18 protein-coding genes and 2 pseudogenes are annotated in these 14,578 nt (G+C 33.4%); 1 reads left to right on the top strand and 19 read right to left on the bottom strand.

Annotated elements, in window-relative coordinates:
* Window positions 1–15: 15 nt before the first annotated feature.
* From Bccel_RS03690 to Bccel_RS03620, 15 genes and pseudogenes are all read right to left on the bottom strand, one after another.
* Window positions 16–519: an HXXEE domain-containing protein gene (locus Bccel_RS03690; protein ID WP_036941135.1), complete on the bottom strand. Its 504-nt coding sequence runs from the start codon at window positions 517–519 to the stop codon at window positions 16–18.
* Between the two features lie 366 nt (window positions 520–885).
* Window positions 886–1,140: a hypothetical protein gene (locus Bccel_RS32470; RefSeq protein ID WP_409372125.1), complete on the bottom strand. Its 255-nt coding sequence runs from the start codon at window positions 1,138–1,140 to the stop codon at window positions 886–888.
* A gap of 465 nt (window positions 1,141–1,605) precedes the next feature.
* The gene (locus Bccel_RS03680; protein WP_036941141.1) at window positions 1,606–1,971 is read right to left on the bottom strand and encodes a nuclear transport factor 2 family protein; all 366 of its coding nucleotides are present in this window, start codon (window positions 1,969–1,971) and stop codon (window positions 1,606–1,608) included.
* 25 nt (window positions 1,972–1,996) lie between these two features.
* Entirely contained in the window at window positions 1,997–2,716 is a 720-nt protein-coding gene (locus tag Bccel_RS03675; protein ID WP_036941144.1) for an IMP cyclohydrolase, read from the bottom strand.
* Between the two features lie 319 nt (window positions 2,717–3,035).
* On the bottom strand, window positions 3,036–3,158 hold the full coding sequence (locus Bccel_RS32465; RefSeq protein ID WP_082225188.1) for a transposase: 123 nt from the start codon (window positions 3,156–3,158) through the stop codon (window positions 3,036–3,038).
* Between the two features lie 184 nt (window positions 3,159–3,342).
* Entirely contained in the window at window positions 3,343–3,957 is a 615-nt protein-coding gene (locus Bccel_RS03670) for a tyrosine-type recombinase/integrase (protein ID WP_050753066.1), read from the bottom strand.
* Window positions 3,958–4,303: 346 nt separating this feature from the next.
* Window positions 4,304–4,840 (bottom strand): O-acetyl-ADP-ribose deacetylase, encoded by a 537-nt coding sequence (locus Bccel_RS03665; protein WP_409372126.1) that lies wholly within the window; start codon window positions 4,838–4,840, stop codon window positions 4,304–4,306.
* Window positions 4,841–5,143: 303 nt separating this feature from the next.
* Window positions 5,144–5,626 carry a YfbM family protein gene (locus tag Bccel_RS03660; RefSeq protein ID WP_036941147.1) on the bottom strand — a complete coding sequence of 161 codons (483 nt, stop codon included), beginning with the start codon at window positions 5,624–5,626 and terminating at the stop codon, window positions 5,144–5,146.
* A 420-nt stretch (window positions 5,627–6,046) separates the two neighbouring features.
* Window positions 6,047–6,259, bottom strand: a complete 213-nt coding sequence (locus Bccel_RS03655; protein WP_036941149.1) for a hypothetical protein — start codon at window positions 6,257–6,259, stop codon at window positions 6,047–6,049.
* A gap of 659 nt (window positions 6,260–6,918) precedes the next feature.
* Window positions 6,919–7,966, bottom strand: a pseudogene (locus Bccel_RS31220) (IS91 family transposase); the annotation flags it as partial.
* A 145-nt stretch (window positions 7,967–8,111) separates the two neighbouring features.
* Window positions 8,112–8,816 (bottom strand): tyrosine-type recombinase/integrase, encoded by a 705-nt coding sequence (locus Bccel_RS03640; protein WP_160317683.1) that lies wholly within the window; start codon window positions 8,814–8,816, stop codon window positions 8,112–8,114.
* Window positions 8,817–9,160: 344 nt separating this feature from the next.
* Window positions 9,161–9,631, bottom strand: coding sequence for a hypothetical protein (locus Bccel_RS03635; protein ID WP_036945992.1), 471 nt, complete (start codon window positions 9,629–9,631; stop codon window positions 9,161–9,163).
* A 279-nt stretch (window positions 9,632–9,910) separates the two neighbouring features.
* Window positions 9,911–10,291 (bottom strand): retropepsin-like aspartic protease, encoded by a 381-nt coding sequence (locus tag Bccel_RS03630; RefSeq protein WP_036945990.1) that lies wholly within the window; start codon window positions 10,289–10,291, stop codon window positions 9,911–9,913.
* Window positions 10,288–10,536 carry a hypothetical protein gene (locus Bccel_RS03625; protein ID WP_036945987.1) on the bottom strand — a complete coding sequence of 83 codons (249 nt, stop codon included), beginning with the start codon at window positions 10,534–10,536 and terminating at the stop codon, window positions 10,288–10,290. Before Bccel_RS03625 ends, Bccel_RS03630 begins: the two co-directional genes overlap by 4 nt.
* Before the next feature lie 377 nt (window positions 10,537–10,913).
* A complete protein-coding gene (locus Bccel_RS03620; protein WP_036945985.1) occupies window positions 10,914–11,279 on the bottom strand; it encodes a terminase gpP N-terminus-related DNA-binding protein in 366 nt (121 codons plus the stop codon).
* Window positions 11,280–11,339: 60 nt separating this feature from the next.
* On the opposite strand from Bccel_RS03620, the pseudogene Bccel_RS32460 reads away from it, so the two are divergent.
* Window positions 11,340–12,210 (top strand): annotated as a pseudogene (locus Bccel_RS32460) (IS982 family transposase); the annotation flags it as partial.
* Window positions 12,211–12,313: 103 nt separating this feature from the next.
* Here Bccel_RS32460 and Bccel_RS03610 read toward each other — a convergent pair.
* From Bccel_RS03610 to Bccel_RS03595, 4 genes are all read right to left on the bottom strand, one after another.
* A complete protein-coding gene (locus Bccel_RS03610; RefSeq protein ID WP_050753062.1) occupies window positions 12,314–12,703 on the bottom strand; it encodes a hypothetical protein in 390 nt (129 codons plus the stop codon).
* Window positions 12,704–12,957: 254 nt separating this feature from the next.
* Entirely contained in the window at window positions 12,958–13,455 is a 498-nt protein-coding gene (locus Bccel_RS03605; protein ID WP_050753061.1) for a hypothetical protein, read from the bottom strand.
* Window positions 13,456–13,695: 240 nt separating this feature from the next.
* Complete coding sequence (locus Bccel_RS03600) at window positions 13,696–13,911, bottom strand: hypothetical protein (protein WP_036943146.1); 216 nt, start codon at window positions 13,909–13,911, stop codon at window positions 13,696–13,698.
* 24 nt (window positions 13,912–13,935) lie between these two features.
* Window positions 13,936–14,565, bottom strand: coding sequence for a WG repeat-containing protein (locus tag Bccel_RS03595; RefSeq protein WP_050753060.1), 630 nt, complete (start codon window positions 14,563–14,565; stop codon window positions 13,936–13,938).
* Window positions 14,566–14,578: the final 13 nt, after the last annotated feature.

The raw sequence follows: 14,578 nt of genomic DNA, 5'->3' as shown, positions 1-14,578 counted from the left end.
ACTTAAACATTATAATCAAACAAATTTTTTATTAAATTCTTTATGAAATATCACACTAAGTACAATTGGTAAAAATGCGTATATTAATCCTATTATAATTGATAACGCTAAAATACCTATTGTTAGCATACTATCCATGTATATCTTAAACAATGCTAAAACTGATATCACGCCAAATATTAATCCAGTAAATAATCCAGGTGATATTCTTCGGTCTTTAATTGTATATATTATATGGTCAAAACAATTAATAAGTCCCCAAACTATTATTCCTACGCCTAAAAATAACAGCCTGTCTCCTCCAAAATGAAAACTAATAAGTCCTATTAATAATAATGGTAAATAAAAAAACAAGTTATTTGCCATCCAATGCCCATATGTTATTTTTTCTGGAATCCACTTATGTTCCTTCATCCAAGTAGGAAAGTCACCCAGTGCTTCCTCTAATAAGTGAAAAGGAATGTAGGTAATTATTATACCTATCATAAAATACTGAATATTAATATTTAATAAGTTCATTGAACCCTCCTATTGTTATTCCTATTATGTATAACTCATTCATACTATCATAGTAAAGAACAATAAATTACATATATGTATCTACTTCAAAGCTTTTCCTGCCTTTAAACCACACGGGACATGCGGTCTTTTGCAGACTATGTCATCTAATACCTTGGAGCTCTAAGCTGCAACCAAGCATTACAAATTTGGGTTTTGACTTTTTGCTGTTTTCTATATTAATTAAAGATGTATTTTCATTTATCTGATTAATTTCCACTTACAACTACAATTGTATCATTTTATCAATAATTTTCAATATTACACCAGCTAAACACCCTTGATATATCTTTGGATAACAATATTTTTCACAAGATTTTCGCTAATTTATGAAACTCTTGTATAAGGCCTATCCCTGCTTTTATACATTAAATATATCAGCATCATATTCCCTATATTGCATTTAACACATTTTTTCGCTTCTTTATTGCATGTTTCTATCACTTTATCTTTTCGATAATTCCAATCGGCAAAGACTTCCATACAAAGTTTCCGCATCTTAACTGCTGAATTTGCCACAATACCCAAATATTGTATTTTGGCAAAATTCGGGGGTAGTATGTGCCATAAGAATTTTGAGATAAACCTTTTAGGTTCATATCCCGTATCATTTGTTCTCTTAGTGCTGACATAAAAACGCCTCCTTGTGCGTTTTTATGGTATATTATTCTTCAAAGCCTAACCCTAAAAACCCGAGCCATGGATGGCTCAGCAAGCGACCAATTTCACCAAACGTTGCCATTACTGACGTCGTCAAAGCTTACAAGTCAGTGCTCATGCCCAGCCAGACTTGGCGGGCTAATGCACTGACCGACTCGGTTGCTTTGACGATGTGGCATGGCATGCTTCATGCTCCTGCTCCAACGTCTTTCTTCGTGAAATACCTATCAATGCCCTTGCAGTAATGGACTTGATCTCCGACGTATCCTGACCCTAGCCTCAGAATTCCCATGGACGTGAATTCCTTATTAAAGCTTGAGTAGATAATTTACATATCTTTAAGTACAATGTATAAATTTTCACTATAGCTTTTTTATATGTCCTTATTCATATTTGAAAACGACTACCTGCGATTACTTTCCACGAGTTGTTATCAAATTTCCAGACTCTTAAATATCGAAATTTACCTTCCATTAAATTGTTTGAAAGGTTTGCTCTTACATACATTGTAACCGCAACAGTTGCAATATCATCAGTTACACAAATTTGTTGTTCACTCGTACTTATTTCAATGATTTCCATAACACCTGAACGAATATTTGCAATATCCATTTCTTTAGTTACAGTCTGTCCACTTGGAATATTGAAAAGCAAATTGTCATGCAAAAGTTCTTCAACAACCTCTATATCATTGTTTTTGAATGCTGTCAAAAGTCTTTTTTCACATTCTATTATTTGTTCTTGTTTTGTCATTTTAATTCTCCCCTTTTTATTATAATTAGATGTTTTTATTGATGATTTTAAACACTACATTTCTACTCTCTATTTCTATGTATTTAATTAACAAAGAAATTCGATTATCTTCATTTAACAAATTCCAATAGTAGTTAGCATTTTGTTCAATTTTATCATGCAGTTTAACTATAAATGGTTCTCCCTCAAAGGAAGGAATTGGGTGTCCATCTTCCCTATATGTATGAATACAATGTCCATATCCATCTATTCCTTTATTATAATTATAATAATTTTTTTGAGCTAGCTCAGGAGCATTATTAATTGTCTTTAGTATTGATAGGACATATCTCCTTTCGTTCAAATCTACTATTCCTGAAATTCTTGGGGTGTAGTTTGGGAAATCAGGTTCAAAATCTCTAGTATTCAAAGCACTTTCAAAATCCTTTCCTCGTCTTATATAGTCAAAAACAGTATCAGTTTGATCCCCATTCCCAACTATATGAAAATTCAAATAACTTTTTATTGGGTAGTATATAATCAGACTTGGATCTTCCATTTTATTCTCGTCAAATGCTTTTGTTTTAACACAATCTCCTTCAATTACAAACACTCTATTTCTACTATTACTACTTCTTCCCATAATCCAATATATTTGAACATAACTTTTGCTGTCAGGAGTTTTTCCAATAACTATCCCTCTTCCAGGGTAATTATTATGTTTAATCCTATTCTCATTTGCACTTGCAATTTCTTCAAAACCCATCTTAAAGCCCCCTTTCTAAAAAGAATTACATGCACCTAATTAAAAGGCCAAAAACAATTTCAACTAATGGCTTTCGTTGGACTAAGCCACACGCACTCATTAAGAATTTGGGTTTTGACTTTTTCTTAGCTGTTTTTGCATTAGTTAAAGATGTATTTTCCTTTATCTGATTAATTTCTGCTTACAACTACAATTGTATCATTATATGAATACTTTTCAATATTCTAACAATTAAAAACACTTTGATTTCATAATTTTCTAAAAAAATTCATCTAATTTATGGCCGTAAAATATTTTATAGCATGCCAAATAGAAGTATTTAATATTTAACTGGCAACAAATATCCTTTTTTGCTACTAATCCATTTTTTAGAATCAACATTAATTCCTCCGTCTGTTACTACATAATGAACATGGGGATTATATGATAGATTTTGCCCCAGGTATGAAGGATTGCAATTGCACCAATATCCGCCTTAAGCTTATTTCTGCCAAGTTCCATAAGTGTTTCTTTAACGCATTTTTATAGCACTCCATACAATATTTTTTGATTATGTAAAATCAAATCATTAAGAGAATCCGGGAGTGTAAAAACAACATGAAAATAGTCAATAGGCAGCATTCTATCTACTTGCTTATCGAGCCTATCTTTTCTTTTTCAAGCTGGCACTTTGGGCAATGTCTGTTTCCGTAAGACATTGCTATTTCATGTTCTTCAAGTTCTTTCAAAAGAGACGGAGATAGCAATGTAACTCTATCTTTTTGACCTTTTCCATTCCAAATTTGAATAAGACTATGTTCAGGCTGGATATCCTTTATTTGAAGCCGTATAGCCTCACCAATCCTCATACCGGTCGCAAACATTAATGTGAACATTGTTCTATATTTTTCTTGAGGTGCATTGTCAAATATTTTTTGAATCTCTTGATCTGTTGGTATCTCAGGTGTTTTGCGTTTTCTTTTGAGTTGTGGAATTTTAAAACTTTCCCAATTCCTTGCGAGTGTTGTTTCATATAGAAATCTCATGGCACAATAACATCCTCGGACATACTCATTGCTTAGTTTTCTTTGGCTAATTAGATAAGATAGATATTCCTTAATTTCATTTGGACCCAGTTTGTCAGGCGATATTTTGTAATATCGTGCATAATCCACAATATACCTGACATAGGATTGAATAGTTTTTTGAGATAAACCTTTTAGGCCCATATCCCGTATCATTTGTTCTCTTAGTACTGACATAAAAATGCCTCCTTGTGTGTTTTTGGAAATTTTATCACAAAAGAAGGTTTTATTTTTCACTATTAAATTGGCTATATTCTTGATGAAATTGTTTGAAAATCTGATTGGCACCAGCTGCCGCTGTGCGGCTTAGTCCAACGTGTACATGCACGACGTCCGAACCGGACCCAAAAGAAAGACCCGTAAGTGCCGCTGTGCGGTCGGCGAAACAGTGTAGTGCGGACATTCTACATGGGATGACCCGCAAAGCAATTCTTCATAACCTTCTAACCGCACTTTTACGGGCATGTGTTGATATACGCCGTGCTCCTTAAAAAACAAAAAAACTTTCATCAAACTACGCAATTCAATTTTTGCCTATATACTCCAAATAGCCTCTATAATTTTCATCATCAAAACAAACAAATACAACCTCAGTTATAATTGTATCATCTTGTAAAAACTTTGACACCTCGTTAATAGCAATCTCAGTTGCTAAATCTTTTGGAAATCTATATATACCAGTGCTAATGTTCGGAAAAGAAATTCTTTCAACTTTATTCTCAACAGCTAATCTCAAACTATTATAGTAGCATTTTTCGAGAAGTTCCTTTTCGTTCTTTTGTCCTCCACTCCATACAGGCCCGACTGTGTGTATAACATATTTTGCTTTTAACTTACCTGCTGTTGTAACGACTGCCTCGCCTGTACTACAACCACCCTGTTTATTCCTAATTTTTATACATTCATCCAATATCTCTTTTCCACCTGCTTTATGTATAGCACCATCTACTCCTCCACCACCAAGTAAACTGCTATTAGCGGCGTTTACTATTGCATCCACTTCCAATTTTGTTATATCGCCTTTAACTACTTTAATTCTATCTTTAATACTACTCTTAATCATAATATTTCCCTTTTCTCTTCGAATCTTATCTTTGCCACGAATACTTCGAAGGCTCTTATTATTCAGAAGCATGGCGTATATCGTCTCAGATGGCTGACGTTCCAGAGTCGGACCCATCAGAAAGACCCGTAAGTGGCAGCTTGTCTGCCCGACGATGGAATGTGGTGCGGAATACTTCATGCTCGTTCTCCAGAGAATTTTCTACATGATTTTACTACACCACACCTTTACAGCCATCTATTGTTCTCTGATGTGCGGCGGGCCCGCGAAGCCAGAGCAGCACGGATGCTGCACTTAATTTTAATTTATATACAGTAGCATGTACTTTCCATTTTGTGAAGCTTTTTCAAATATATTTTGAACCATAGTAAAATAACTCCAAACATAATCAACATCATCATTACTACTAAACTGAGGATAAATATCATTCGCGACAAGTTCTTTACAGTCAAATTTATTTTTGAATTCATCCTCTGTAATATTTTTTATTGCTTCGTGCACTTCTTTTATTTCAGAAGGTGTTAAATATCTTGCCGGACCATAACCTATATCTTCATCATTTATAATAGTTCCACCTAGAACAGCATTAAAATATGGAAGTTCACCATCCCAACATTGTCCACAAAGTATGTAATGTATAGCATGCCAAGATTTATCTATATCAAGATACTCATCATCACTATGTTCAGTATTATAAAGAATCTCTGATATACCAATCTTTCCCGAAATAATTCCATGAATTAATCCTTCATCAACCAATAAATAATTACCTATCATTGACATAAAATACACTTCCTTAATTTTAAATATATAATCCTTCAAAGCCTTTCCCTAACACCTGCGCCCACGGATGGACACAATTTCCGCCGCATTTCAGAGAATCGTCACCATCTGAGACGGTGTTTCTCGGGCTTCTTTGGGATGACCCGCGTCAGCATGCGACTGCATCCGAGAAACACTGTGGGCACGCACGCTTCATGATAATCCCGCGTAGCAATTCTTCATGCTTTTCCCTCCGTGCCCCTTGCACTAGATGGATTGTTCTACGTCGTGGGAGGGCCCGCGCAGCAAGAGCATCAAGGATTATGCGGCCTTTAAAAAAGTAAAAAGTATAGTTTTGCACTTAGTTCGTCTAATACCAAATGATGTAAACTAATATGCTTATAATCTCGAGTTCATGCAAAGAATTAAGATAAGATAAATTTATTTAGCATCATTTTTATTAAAAATTGAAAATAAGCACAATGCTAATCCTATTGCAAAAACTATTAAACCACCAGGATTAAAAAGATAATTCCCACCTCCATAAGAAATGTTATTTGGTGACGCAAAGAAAATAGCCTCTCTTAAGTATTCTGTTATAATTCCAATCATTCCACATATCATCAATGCCGAACCAAAAATAACTTTTTTCAAACTTTTCCCCCCATTCCATTCTTAAACCTGCTCTACAGTGTATAATTAAAATAATCTTCATTTTGCAATATAGTAATGATGCATACTATAAAGCTTAACATGAATTATACAAATCTCCAAAGCCTTGCTTTCAAAACCGACGCATGGATGCGTCGCCCTCCTCCCATGTCGTAGAATGCCTTGGAGCCATTACGATATTGGGCAATGCTGAACTCCAAAACATGCTCTATAATCTAATTGCCCAATGTCGCAATGGCTTTCGTTGGACTAAGCTGCAACCACGCATTACAAATTTGGATTTTGACTTTTTGCTGTTTTTTGTATTAGTTAAAGATGTATTTTCATCTATTCAAATAATTTCCCCTAACATCTACAATTGTATCATTTTATCAATAATTTTCAATATTACACCAGTTAATCATACTTGATATATCCTTCAATTTTATTGTTTTTCACAGGATTTTCACTAATTTGTAATCATAAAATATTTTACTGCATAACAAAATAGAGGTACTGAAATCTTTCATTTTTTATGAAACTCTTGTATAAGGCCTATCACGGCTTCTATACATTAAAGATATAAGCATCATATTCCCCATATTGCATTTCACACACTTTTTCGATTCTTTAATGCATGGTTCCGATGCTTTATTCTTTTGAAAATTCCAATCCTCAAAAACTCCCATACATAGTTCTCGCATCTTAACTGACGAGTTTGCAAGTATACCAAAATACCTTATTTTCACAAAATTCGGAGGTAATATATGCAGTAAAAATCTTCTCATAAATTCGGTAACAGGTAATGTCATACTTTTTATAGTACTTTTATCCTTGTAATCTCGGTATCTGAAAGTTACCTCATCTTCATCAATATTTTCTATTCTGTTATTGCTTATTGCAACCCTGTGTGTGTAATTCCCTATATATTTAAAAACTTCTTCCGAATTGGCAAAAGGCTTTTTGCTATATACCACCCAATCCTTTTTATACAAGGGTTTTAACAAGTCCTTTAATTCTTCATGGGATATCTTTTCCTTGCCTTTTTGTCGATTTTTGTTGTAGTTCTTTGGTATAAGATAGAAATTTGCCCTTAAATAGCGTTGACATCACCTCAACTGGCAACAAATATCCTTTTTTGCTACTAATCCATTTTTTAGAATCAACATTAATTCCTCCGCCTGTTACTACACAATGAACATGGGGATGATATGATAGATTTTGCCCCCAGGTATGTAGTATTGCAATCGCACCAATGTCAGCCCTCATCCTGTCTCTGCCAAGCTCAATAAGTGTTTCTTTAACGCATTTTAATAGCACTCCATACAATATTTTTTGATTATGTAAAATTAAATCATTAAGAGAATCCGGAAGTGTAAAAACAACATGAAAATAGTCAATAGGCAGCATTCTATCTATTTGCTTATCTAGCCAATCTTTTCTTTTTTCATGCTGGCACTTTGGGCAATGTCTGTTTCCGCAAGACATTGCTATTTCATGTTCTTCACCACAACTATCACATTTATATATTTGCGTTCCCAGCGAATTCGTCCGGCACTGGCAAATACTTTCTACTGCTCTCAAAACATGATATGGGTATCTATACTTGCTTTTTATTTTGTAAAAATGTTTTCTAAATATATCCGATATATCTTTTGTAGCATTTCTAACATTCTCCACAGTATTATTTTTGTTCTTAGGTGTTATCATTGCCCTTGTTTTTATCTTTCACCAATTTTTCAAGAGGGCTTTCTACAGTCAGAGCATGGAGATTACTGATGTGGATATATCTCGATGTTGTTCTTACGTAACTATGTCCCATTAACTGTTGCAGTCTATAGATGTCGTTTCCCATTTAGACTACACTTGTTGCAAACTTATGCCTAAGGGTGTGAACTGTAAATTGCTTTGTTATTGAAGCCTTTACCAGTGAGTTTTTAAATGCCCTTTGTACAGACCTTGCAGTAATGTGAGTTCCAGGTTTACCACCAGCAAAAACCCATTTGATTGGTTTGTTCTTTTCCAGGTGTTCTTCAAGTTCTTTCAAAAGAGATGGAGATAGCAATGTAACTCTATCTTTTTGACCTTTTCCATTCCAAATTTGAATAAGACTACGTTCAGGCTGGATATCCTTTATTTGAAGTCTTATAGCCTCACCAATCCTCATACCGGTCGCAAACATTAATGTGAACATTGTTCTATATTTTTCTTGAGGTGCATTGTCAAATATTTTTTGAATCTCTTGATCTGTTGGTATTTCAGATGTTTTGCGTTTTCTTTTGAGTTGTGGAATTTTAAAGCTTTCCCAATTCCTTGCCAGTGTTGTTTCATATAGAAATCTCATGGCACAATAACATCCTCGAACATACTCATTGCTTAGTTTTCTTTGGCTAATTAGATAAGATAGATATTCCTTAATTTCATTTGGACCTAGTTTTTCGGGCGTTGTTTTGTAATATCGTGCATAATCTACAATATACCTCACATAGGATTGAATAGTTTTTTGAGATAAACCTTTTAGGTTCATATCCCGTATCATTTGCTCTCTTAGTACTGACATAAAAATGCCTCCTTGTGTGTTTTTGGAAATTTTATCACAAAAGAAGGTTTTATTTTTCACTATTAAATTGGCTATATTCTTGATGAAATTTTTAAAAATCTGATTGGCACCAGCTGCCGCCCTGCGGCTTAGTCCAACGTTCGCCATTTGCGGCTGTCGCCGAATCGTACCCGTAAGGAATACCCCTTGGCGGTGCTTGCACCCGATGAGGCGATGCGGGCAGGATGACCCTTAAGCATGCCCTTTACTCAAATGGACTTGTTATCTGGAGTCCATCGGTACTACTTTAAGGTTAGTACATTTATAAAACCCTTCTTAAATTTAAAGAATACTTAAGCCTGAAACTAATTTTGACGAATAACATTAATTAAATCTGACTTTCGTCCTACATTCTTATTGTAGGCAACAATCCAAAAATGCCCCATAGTACTTTGCGGAACATCCCAGATGTATTCAGCTATGCCATTCTTTACTTCAACAAGATTTATTAATTGTTGTAATTTGTAAGTTTCTGTTCCTGTTGGTGTAATATAAAACTCAACCTCAGTAGAATTACCACTTAAAGTAACCAATATTTTGACTTTATCTTTAAGCTCAATCCAATTAGCATTTTTATTAAGTATTTGACCATCTAGTGTTTCAAACCTAATTTCCTCAATTTGAGGAGGTTGTTCTTGAAGTAATTGTTCATACTTCTTTTGGTAATTATCTGTAGTTTTATTATTCGATATGTTTGTACAGCTATTAAGACTAAAGAAAATTATTAAACACAAAGCTGTTATTATCAATTTTTGTTTGAATCTTAGACGTACCATTTATACATCCCCTTTAATATAATTTAGTTCAATACCACTACTTAAGTATATATTAAAACAACTTTTAACCCACTCATTTCAACAAATTAAACACTTTAATCCAGCATCCAACATTAATGGATTCCAGATAACGTCTGCATACAAGAAGCCTTTGAGGGGTAACATAGCTCCTATGTCCCCGAAAAGGTTTGCTGAGCGACCCGTAATTCATTACTACCCTTGTATGCGTTGATATATGAAGTTCTTTTTCCCTTCCTTTTTTATAAAAAATCCCGCAAGTCATTCTTGCAGGTACATTTTTAGTTTCTTTAAATCAATTATAAATCCAGCTTCTATTAATAAATCCAATCCTATCAGACCATTTATATCATCATACTGAAAACTTGTAAAATCTAATGAACAATTATCTAAGACAAACTCACCCAGTTTTACTCTATCAATGGTCTTTACAAAAGCATGCTCTTTTCCACCTATTCCATAAGACGTGACTACCTCATCATCGCCGCTAACTTTTATACAAATATCATCTACAGCATCCTGAGAAATCAAAGTTTGTGCTGCTCCTGTATCAACCACAACGTTATTTATTATCTTGGATTTGCCCTTAAATGAAATCTCAATGTCAGTAAAAAGTAAGCCATCCCTATACTCAATATTCATTCTTTGTATACTCTCCTCAACCCAATTCTTGACCGGATCTTTAAAACAACATTATCTCTGGATGTATGATAAACTAGTATCTTGTCCTTTGCATGCAAAAGTTCCTTTGTTGCTTCATCATCTGCAACAGGACCTATAACAGCCATCTCATCAACAAATTCTTTATCCTCTTTTATATGACATTTCAACACTTCAAACTTTACAAATTGATTGGGGTATATACTTCTCACTTCACTCCACTTCATATAAACCACCTTCCCTAAAATAGATCTACTAATATTATACCACAAAAACTTACTCTCGATAGCCCCTCTCATACCTAAGATAAAAGGGAAAAAGAATTTCATATATCGTGTACATGCCCGACGCCACTGAACCGGACCCACGAAGCCCTTCTTCTTTGGCACGCTTGCGTCGGTGAAGTGGTGTAGTGCGGATTTTCTACATGGAATGACCCTCGTAGCAATTCTTCATGAACTTCTTTCCGCACTTTTACGGGCATGTGTTGATATGTGGAGTTCCCTGCCCCGCGAAGCCAGACGAGAACACGGATGTCCGAGCCCCAAATCCTTCAAAGTTTTCTACTGTGAGGATTGTTATTCTTCATATCATATGTAACAAATTAATTAAAACTTTCGCCTTCTGATTCCTCAATATTAAATTGTTTAGGTAAGATTACATTCAATAAGAAATAAATAAAATACCCTATTATAAGTGTTGATATCCCTACTAATAATGCCTTATATGTTAATGAAATCTTTAATTTTTCTATAAATGTGTATCTTATAAATGTCATCGAGCTAAACATACCTAGCACTGGATATCGCCTTTCCTCAAGTGGTTTCTCTAAAGGAGTCCAATTATACTTTTCGGCATATTTTGTTACTGTTCTGCGATTTAATTGTAAAGTTTTGGCTATATATGAAATTGATTTTCCTTCAACTTCATACAAATGTTTGATATACTCTATTTGTGCCATTTTCAGCATCCTTTCATACCCCCTTAAGTTCTTGTCAAACTAAAGGGTAGTTTATTTAAAGTGTGCTAGCAATGGCACTTTTTTCTTCTTGTAACCTGTGCACTTTTACGCCGCCGATTTGTGTACTTTTATTTTACCGAAAACATTAACATTTCAAGAATGATGACATTAAGTGAAGTAATGACAATAACAATATATTTTCATCATTCGAGTTATAGAAACTTTAAGCATTATTATAAAGAATTTGTCTGTAAAAGATTAAATGGATACTTTCCGAGCCTTGTAAGTTATACAAGGTTTGTAGAGTTAATGCAACAAGCACTAATTCCATTAATATTATACACACAAAAATATAGACTAGGCAAGACAACAGGAATTTCCTTTATTGACTCTACGACATTAGATGTTTGTGATAACAGAAGAATTCACTCTCACAAAGTTTTTAAAGAGATTGCTCAGAGAGGTAAATCTTCTACAGGTTGGTTCTATGGGTTTAAGCTGCACATTGTAGTAAATGAAATAGGAGAAATTTTATCATTCTTTTTAACACCGGGTGATATAGATGATAGAGACTCAAAGGTAATAGATATACTTACAAAAAACCTGTTTGGAAAACTTTTTGGAGATAAGGGTTATTTATCACAGCCTTTATTTAAAAAGTTGTATAACCGAGGGATAAAACTAATAACCAAGTTAAAAAAGAACATGAAAAATAAGCTAATTGATAATTGATATAGAAGAAAAGCTTCTTCTCAGAAAGAGAGCTCTTATTGAGACAATAAATGATTTTCTGAAAAATACTTGCCAGATTGACCATACTAGGCATAGAAGCTTTACAAACTTTTTAACTAATGTCGTAGCTGGTATTGCTTCTTATAGCTTCTTACCGAATAAACCAAGCTTAAAGTTTAGTAAAAGCGTTCTTGTTGCCACACTTTAAGGCTGCTTTTCATAATAAAAAAGGCTCTAAAATTCAAGATACTAAAGCCTTACTTAATTATAATCTATAGATATGGTTAATTATGGCACTTGTTATATCGAACTCACGTTAAATAATAACCATCTGAAAGATAATGTATCTTTTTTTCTATCTCATAATTTATTGATATATCAGTTTTATTTGAAACTAATCGATATAGCATAGTACATATTTCATCATCAGAAAACTTATTACTAATATAACCTACTGAGCATAAACCAAGTAAAACATTAATAACAAGTTGTTCGTCTACTATCCCATCAATATCACTTAATTTTGAAACAATATTAGTTTTACTGGAACTTGAGAGTAAGGATACTTCTATAATTTCATAATCAATTTTTTCCTGTGTTTCAATAATCTTGTCAGCCCAACTTATAACATCATCCTTTAAAAAATAACCAACAATTAACCCTATACGGTATATCTCTGCTTCATTCTTTAGTGAAAGCATATTTATTATCTCCTTCTTATGCCGAAGCCATCTAATCCCCATGTATCAGTATCGGTTCGGTGCCGGAAGACTATTTTCTACATTTCGAATATGTACAATTTTTGTTACTCCGATGGCAATAATCGTGCTGATTAAGATAAATTCCGCTATTCATAAATATATCCCATAAATTCTCTTTATTTGAAATCCCTCATGTGATTCTGTCTATTTTGCTATTTTGCTGTTTTCGAATCTCATGTTTTGTATTAAGCACATCATACTTTAAAGTAATTATATAACTCTTGAACCTCACTAATGACCATCTCAAATTGATTATTCACTTCAACTTTCTGTTTTTTTTCAGTTTTCTCGTCAAATTCTACATTTTCATATTCATTTAGCATCTGGTAGAAATACTCACACTCTTGTGAACACTGACCAGAACCATCAGAATGTTCACCTGCTTCCTTTAGAAATGTGGCCCAAGAAATTTCTCTTCTTTCATATCGTAAAAATAGGCAAGCAATATAAAGGTCACTTAAATTCGTACTATTATATTTTTCAAATGGTTCAGAATTTGCATAACTGCCTACAATGTCTATTGCATCACCAATAAATCTTGTAACAGATAGTTCAATTATCCAATATGGAGGCTTTTCAAACTTTTCAATTATTTTATCACACCATAAATAATAGTGTTTATGCCATATCAAATGTGATTGCAACATAATACTCAATTTCTGTGCAAACTCCTTGTTTAACTGTATATCCATCATACACCTCACATGCAAAGTAAAGATATATATTGATTAAATCAAAACATCGCCTATACAACCCTTGTTTGTGTATTGCCAACTATTCTTCAACTTCACTCAAAAAATCAGCAAATTCATCATGTAATTGAATATTCTTTTTTAAAGATTCTTTACTTTCCATATCAATTAAATCTACCTTAAAATCTATTCTTCCATATCCATCAATTAACACCATAATATCATATAATACGTTCTTGATTAACTCATTCTGTACTTTTTTGAAACTTCAACATCCTCATCTGTAATAAACTTACCTTGAAGATTTTTATATTCATTTTTTAACAAAGTTGATTCACATTTAGATTTCGGATGTAGATATGATGAAAATGCCTCAATATTAAAATCCTTTATTTGCTTTAATGCTTTTAAAAATGCTTCTTGTTTTTTATTAAGTAATAATTTTTTCTCCCTCAATTAAAATTTTAATTAGCCAACTTGTTACTTTGATGGTTTCCAAACCCAATTGCCATTTATGTTGATATAACCATACTTACCGTCTATTTCAACTACTGAAAGGTCATCCTCACCTGTAAAACAATTGGCAGAATCAAATATAGGCTCAAAAATAAACTTCCCAGACCTATCAATAAACCCAAATTTCCCGCCTAATTTGACCCTTGCAAGTTTGTCCCAGAATTCAGACACCTGTTCAAAGACAGGCTCTATAACAGTAGTCCCAGAGCAGTCAATATATCCCCATTTACCTTTTTCAAATTCAACACCTGCTAATCCATTAACAAAACTATCTACTTTGTTATATATAGGATTAATTATTACATTCCCATCTTTACTTATAAAGCCCCACTTGCCATCAATTAAAAATGCAGCAAGTCCCTCCTCCGAAAATAGTTTTATTTCATCATACAGAGCCTGGATAATTACATTTCCCTTTCTGTCGATACAGCCCAACTTTTCACTTGAAATAAAAAAAGTGTAATCCTCATTATCACAAAACTCACAAGCACCTTCATATTTAGGCTCAATAATAATTTTTCCTGCTCTATTTATAAACCCAGTTTTTCCATCAACTCTAAAAGAATATAACCTTTCTTCAATAGTTTCACTCATAACTCTTAACTCC

The organism is Pseudobacteroides cellulosolvens ATCC 35603 = DSM 2933, assembly GCF_001262605.1.
GTDB lineage: Bacteria > Bacillota > Clostridia > Acetivibrionales > DSM-2933 > Pseudobacteroides > Pseudobacteroides cellulosolvens.
Note: the sequence above shows the minus strand (reverse complement) of the source record. Positions and strands in the feature narration are given on the sequence as shown.

Bases quoted from the DNA above. Each gene is read 5' to 3' on its own strand.
- Bccel_RS03690 (WP_036941135.1), bottom strand. From the start codon at position 519: ATGAACTTATTAAATATTAATATTCAGTATTTTATGATAGGTATAATA.
- Bccel_RS03680 (WP_036941141.1), bottom strand. From the start codon at position 1,971: ATGACAAAACAAGAACAAATAATAGAATGTGAAAAAAGACTTTTGACA.
- Bccel_RS03675 (WP_036941144.1), bottom strand. From the start codon at position 2,716: ATGGGTTTTGAAGAAATTGCAAGTGCAAATGAGAATAGGATTAAACAT.
- Bccel_RS03670 (WP_050753066.1), bottom strand. From the start codon at position 3,957: ATGTCAGTACTAAGAGAACAAATGATACGGGATATGGGCCTAAAAGGT.
- Bccel_RS03660 (WP_036941147.1), bottom strand. From the start codon at position 5,626: ATGTCAATGATAGGTAATTATTTATTGGTTGATGAAGGATTAATTCAT.
- Bccel_RS03640 (WP_160317683.1), bottom strand. From the start codon at position 8,816: ATGTCAGTACTAAGAGAGCAAATGATACGGGATATGAACCTAAAAGGT.
- Bccel_RS03635 (WP_036945992.1), bottom strand. From the start codon at position 9,631: ATGGTACGTCTAAGATTCAAACAAAAATTGATAATAACAGCTTTGTGT.
- Bccel_RS03630 (WP_036945990.1), bottom strand. From the start codon at position 10,291: ATGAATATTGAGTATAGGGATGGCTTACTTTTTACTGACATTGAGATT.
- Bccel_RS03625 (WP_036945987.1), bottom strand. From the start codon at position 10,536: ATGAAGTGGAGTGAAGTGAGAAGTATATACCCCAATCAATTTGTAAAG.
- Bccel_RS03620 (WP_036945985.1), bottom strand. From the start codon at position 11,279: ATGCTGAAAATGGCACAAATAGAGTATATCAAACATTTGTATGAAGTT.
- Bccel_RS03610 (WP_050753062.1), bottom strand. From the start codon at position 12,703: ATGCTTTCACTAAAGAATGAAGCAGAGATATACCGTATAGGGTTAATT.
- Bccel_RS03605 (WP_050753061.1), bottom strand. From the start codon at position 13,455: ATGGATATACAGTTAAACAAGGAGTTTGCACAGAAATTGAGTATTATG.
- Bccel_RS03595 (WP_050753060.1), bottom strand. From the start codon at position 14,565: ATGAGTGAAACTATTGAAGAAAGGTTATATTCTTTTAGAGTTGATGGA.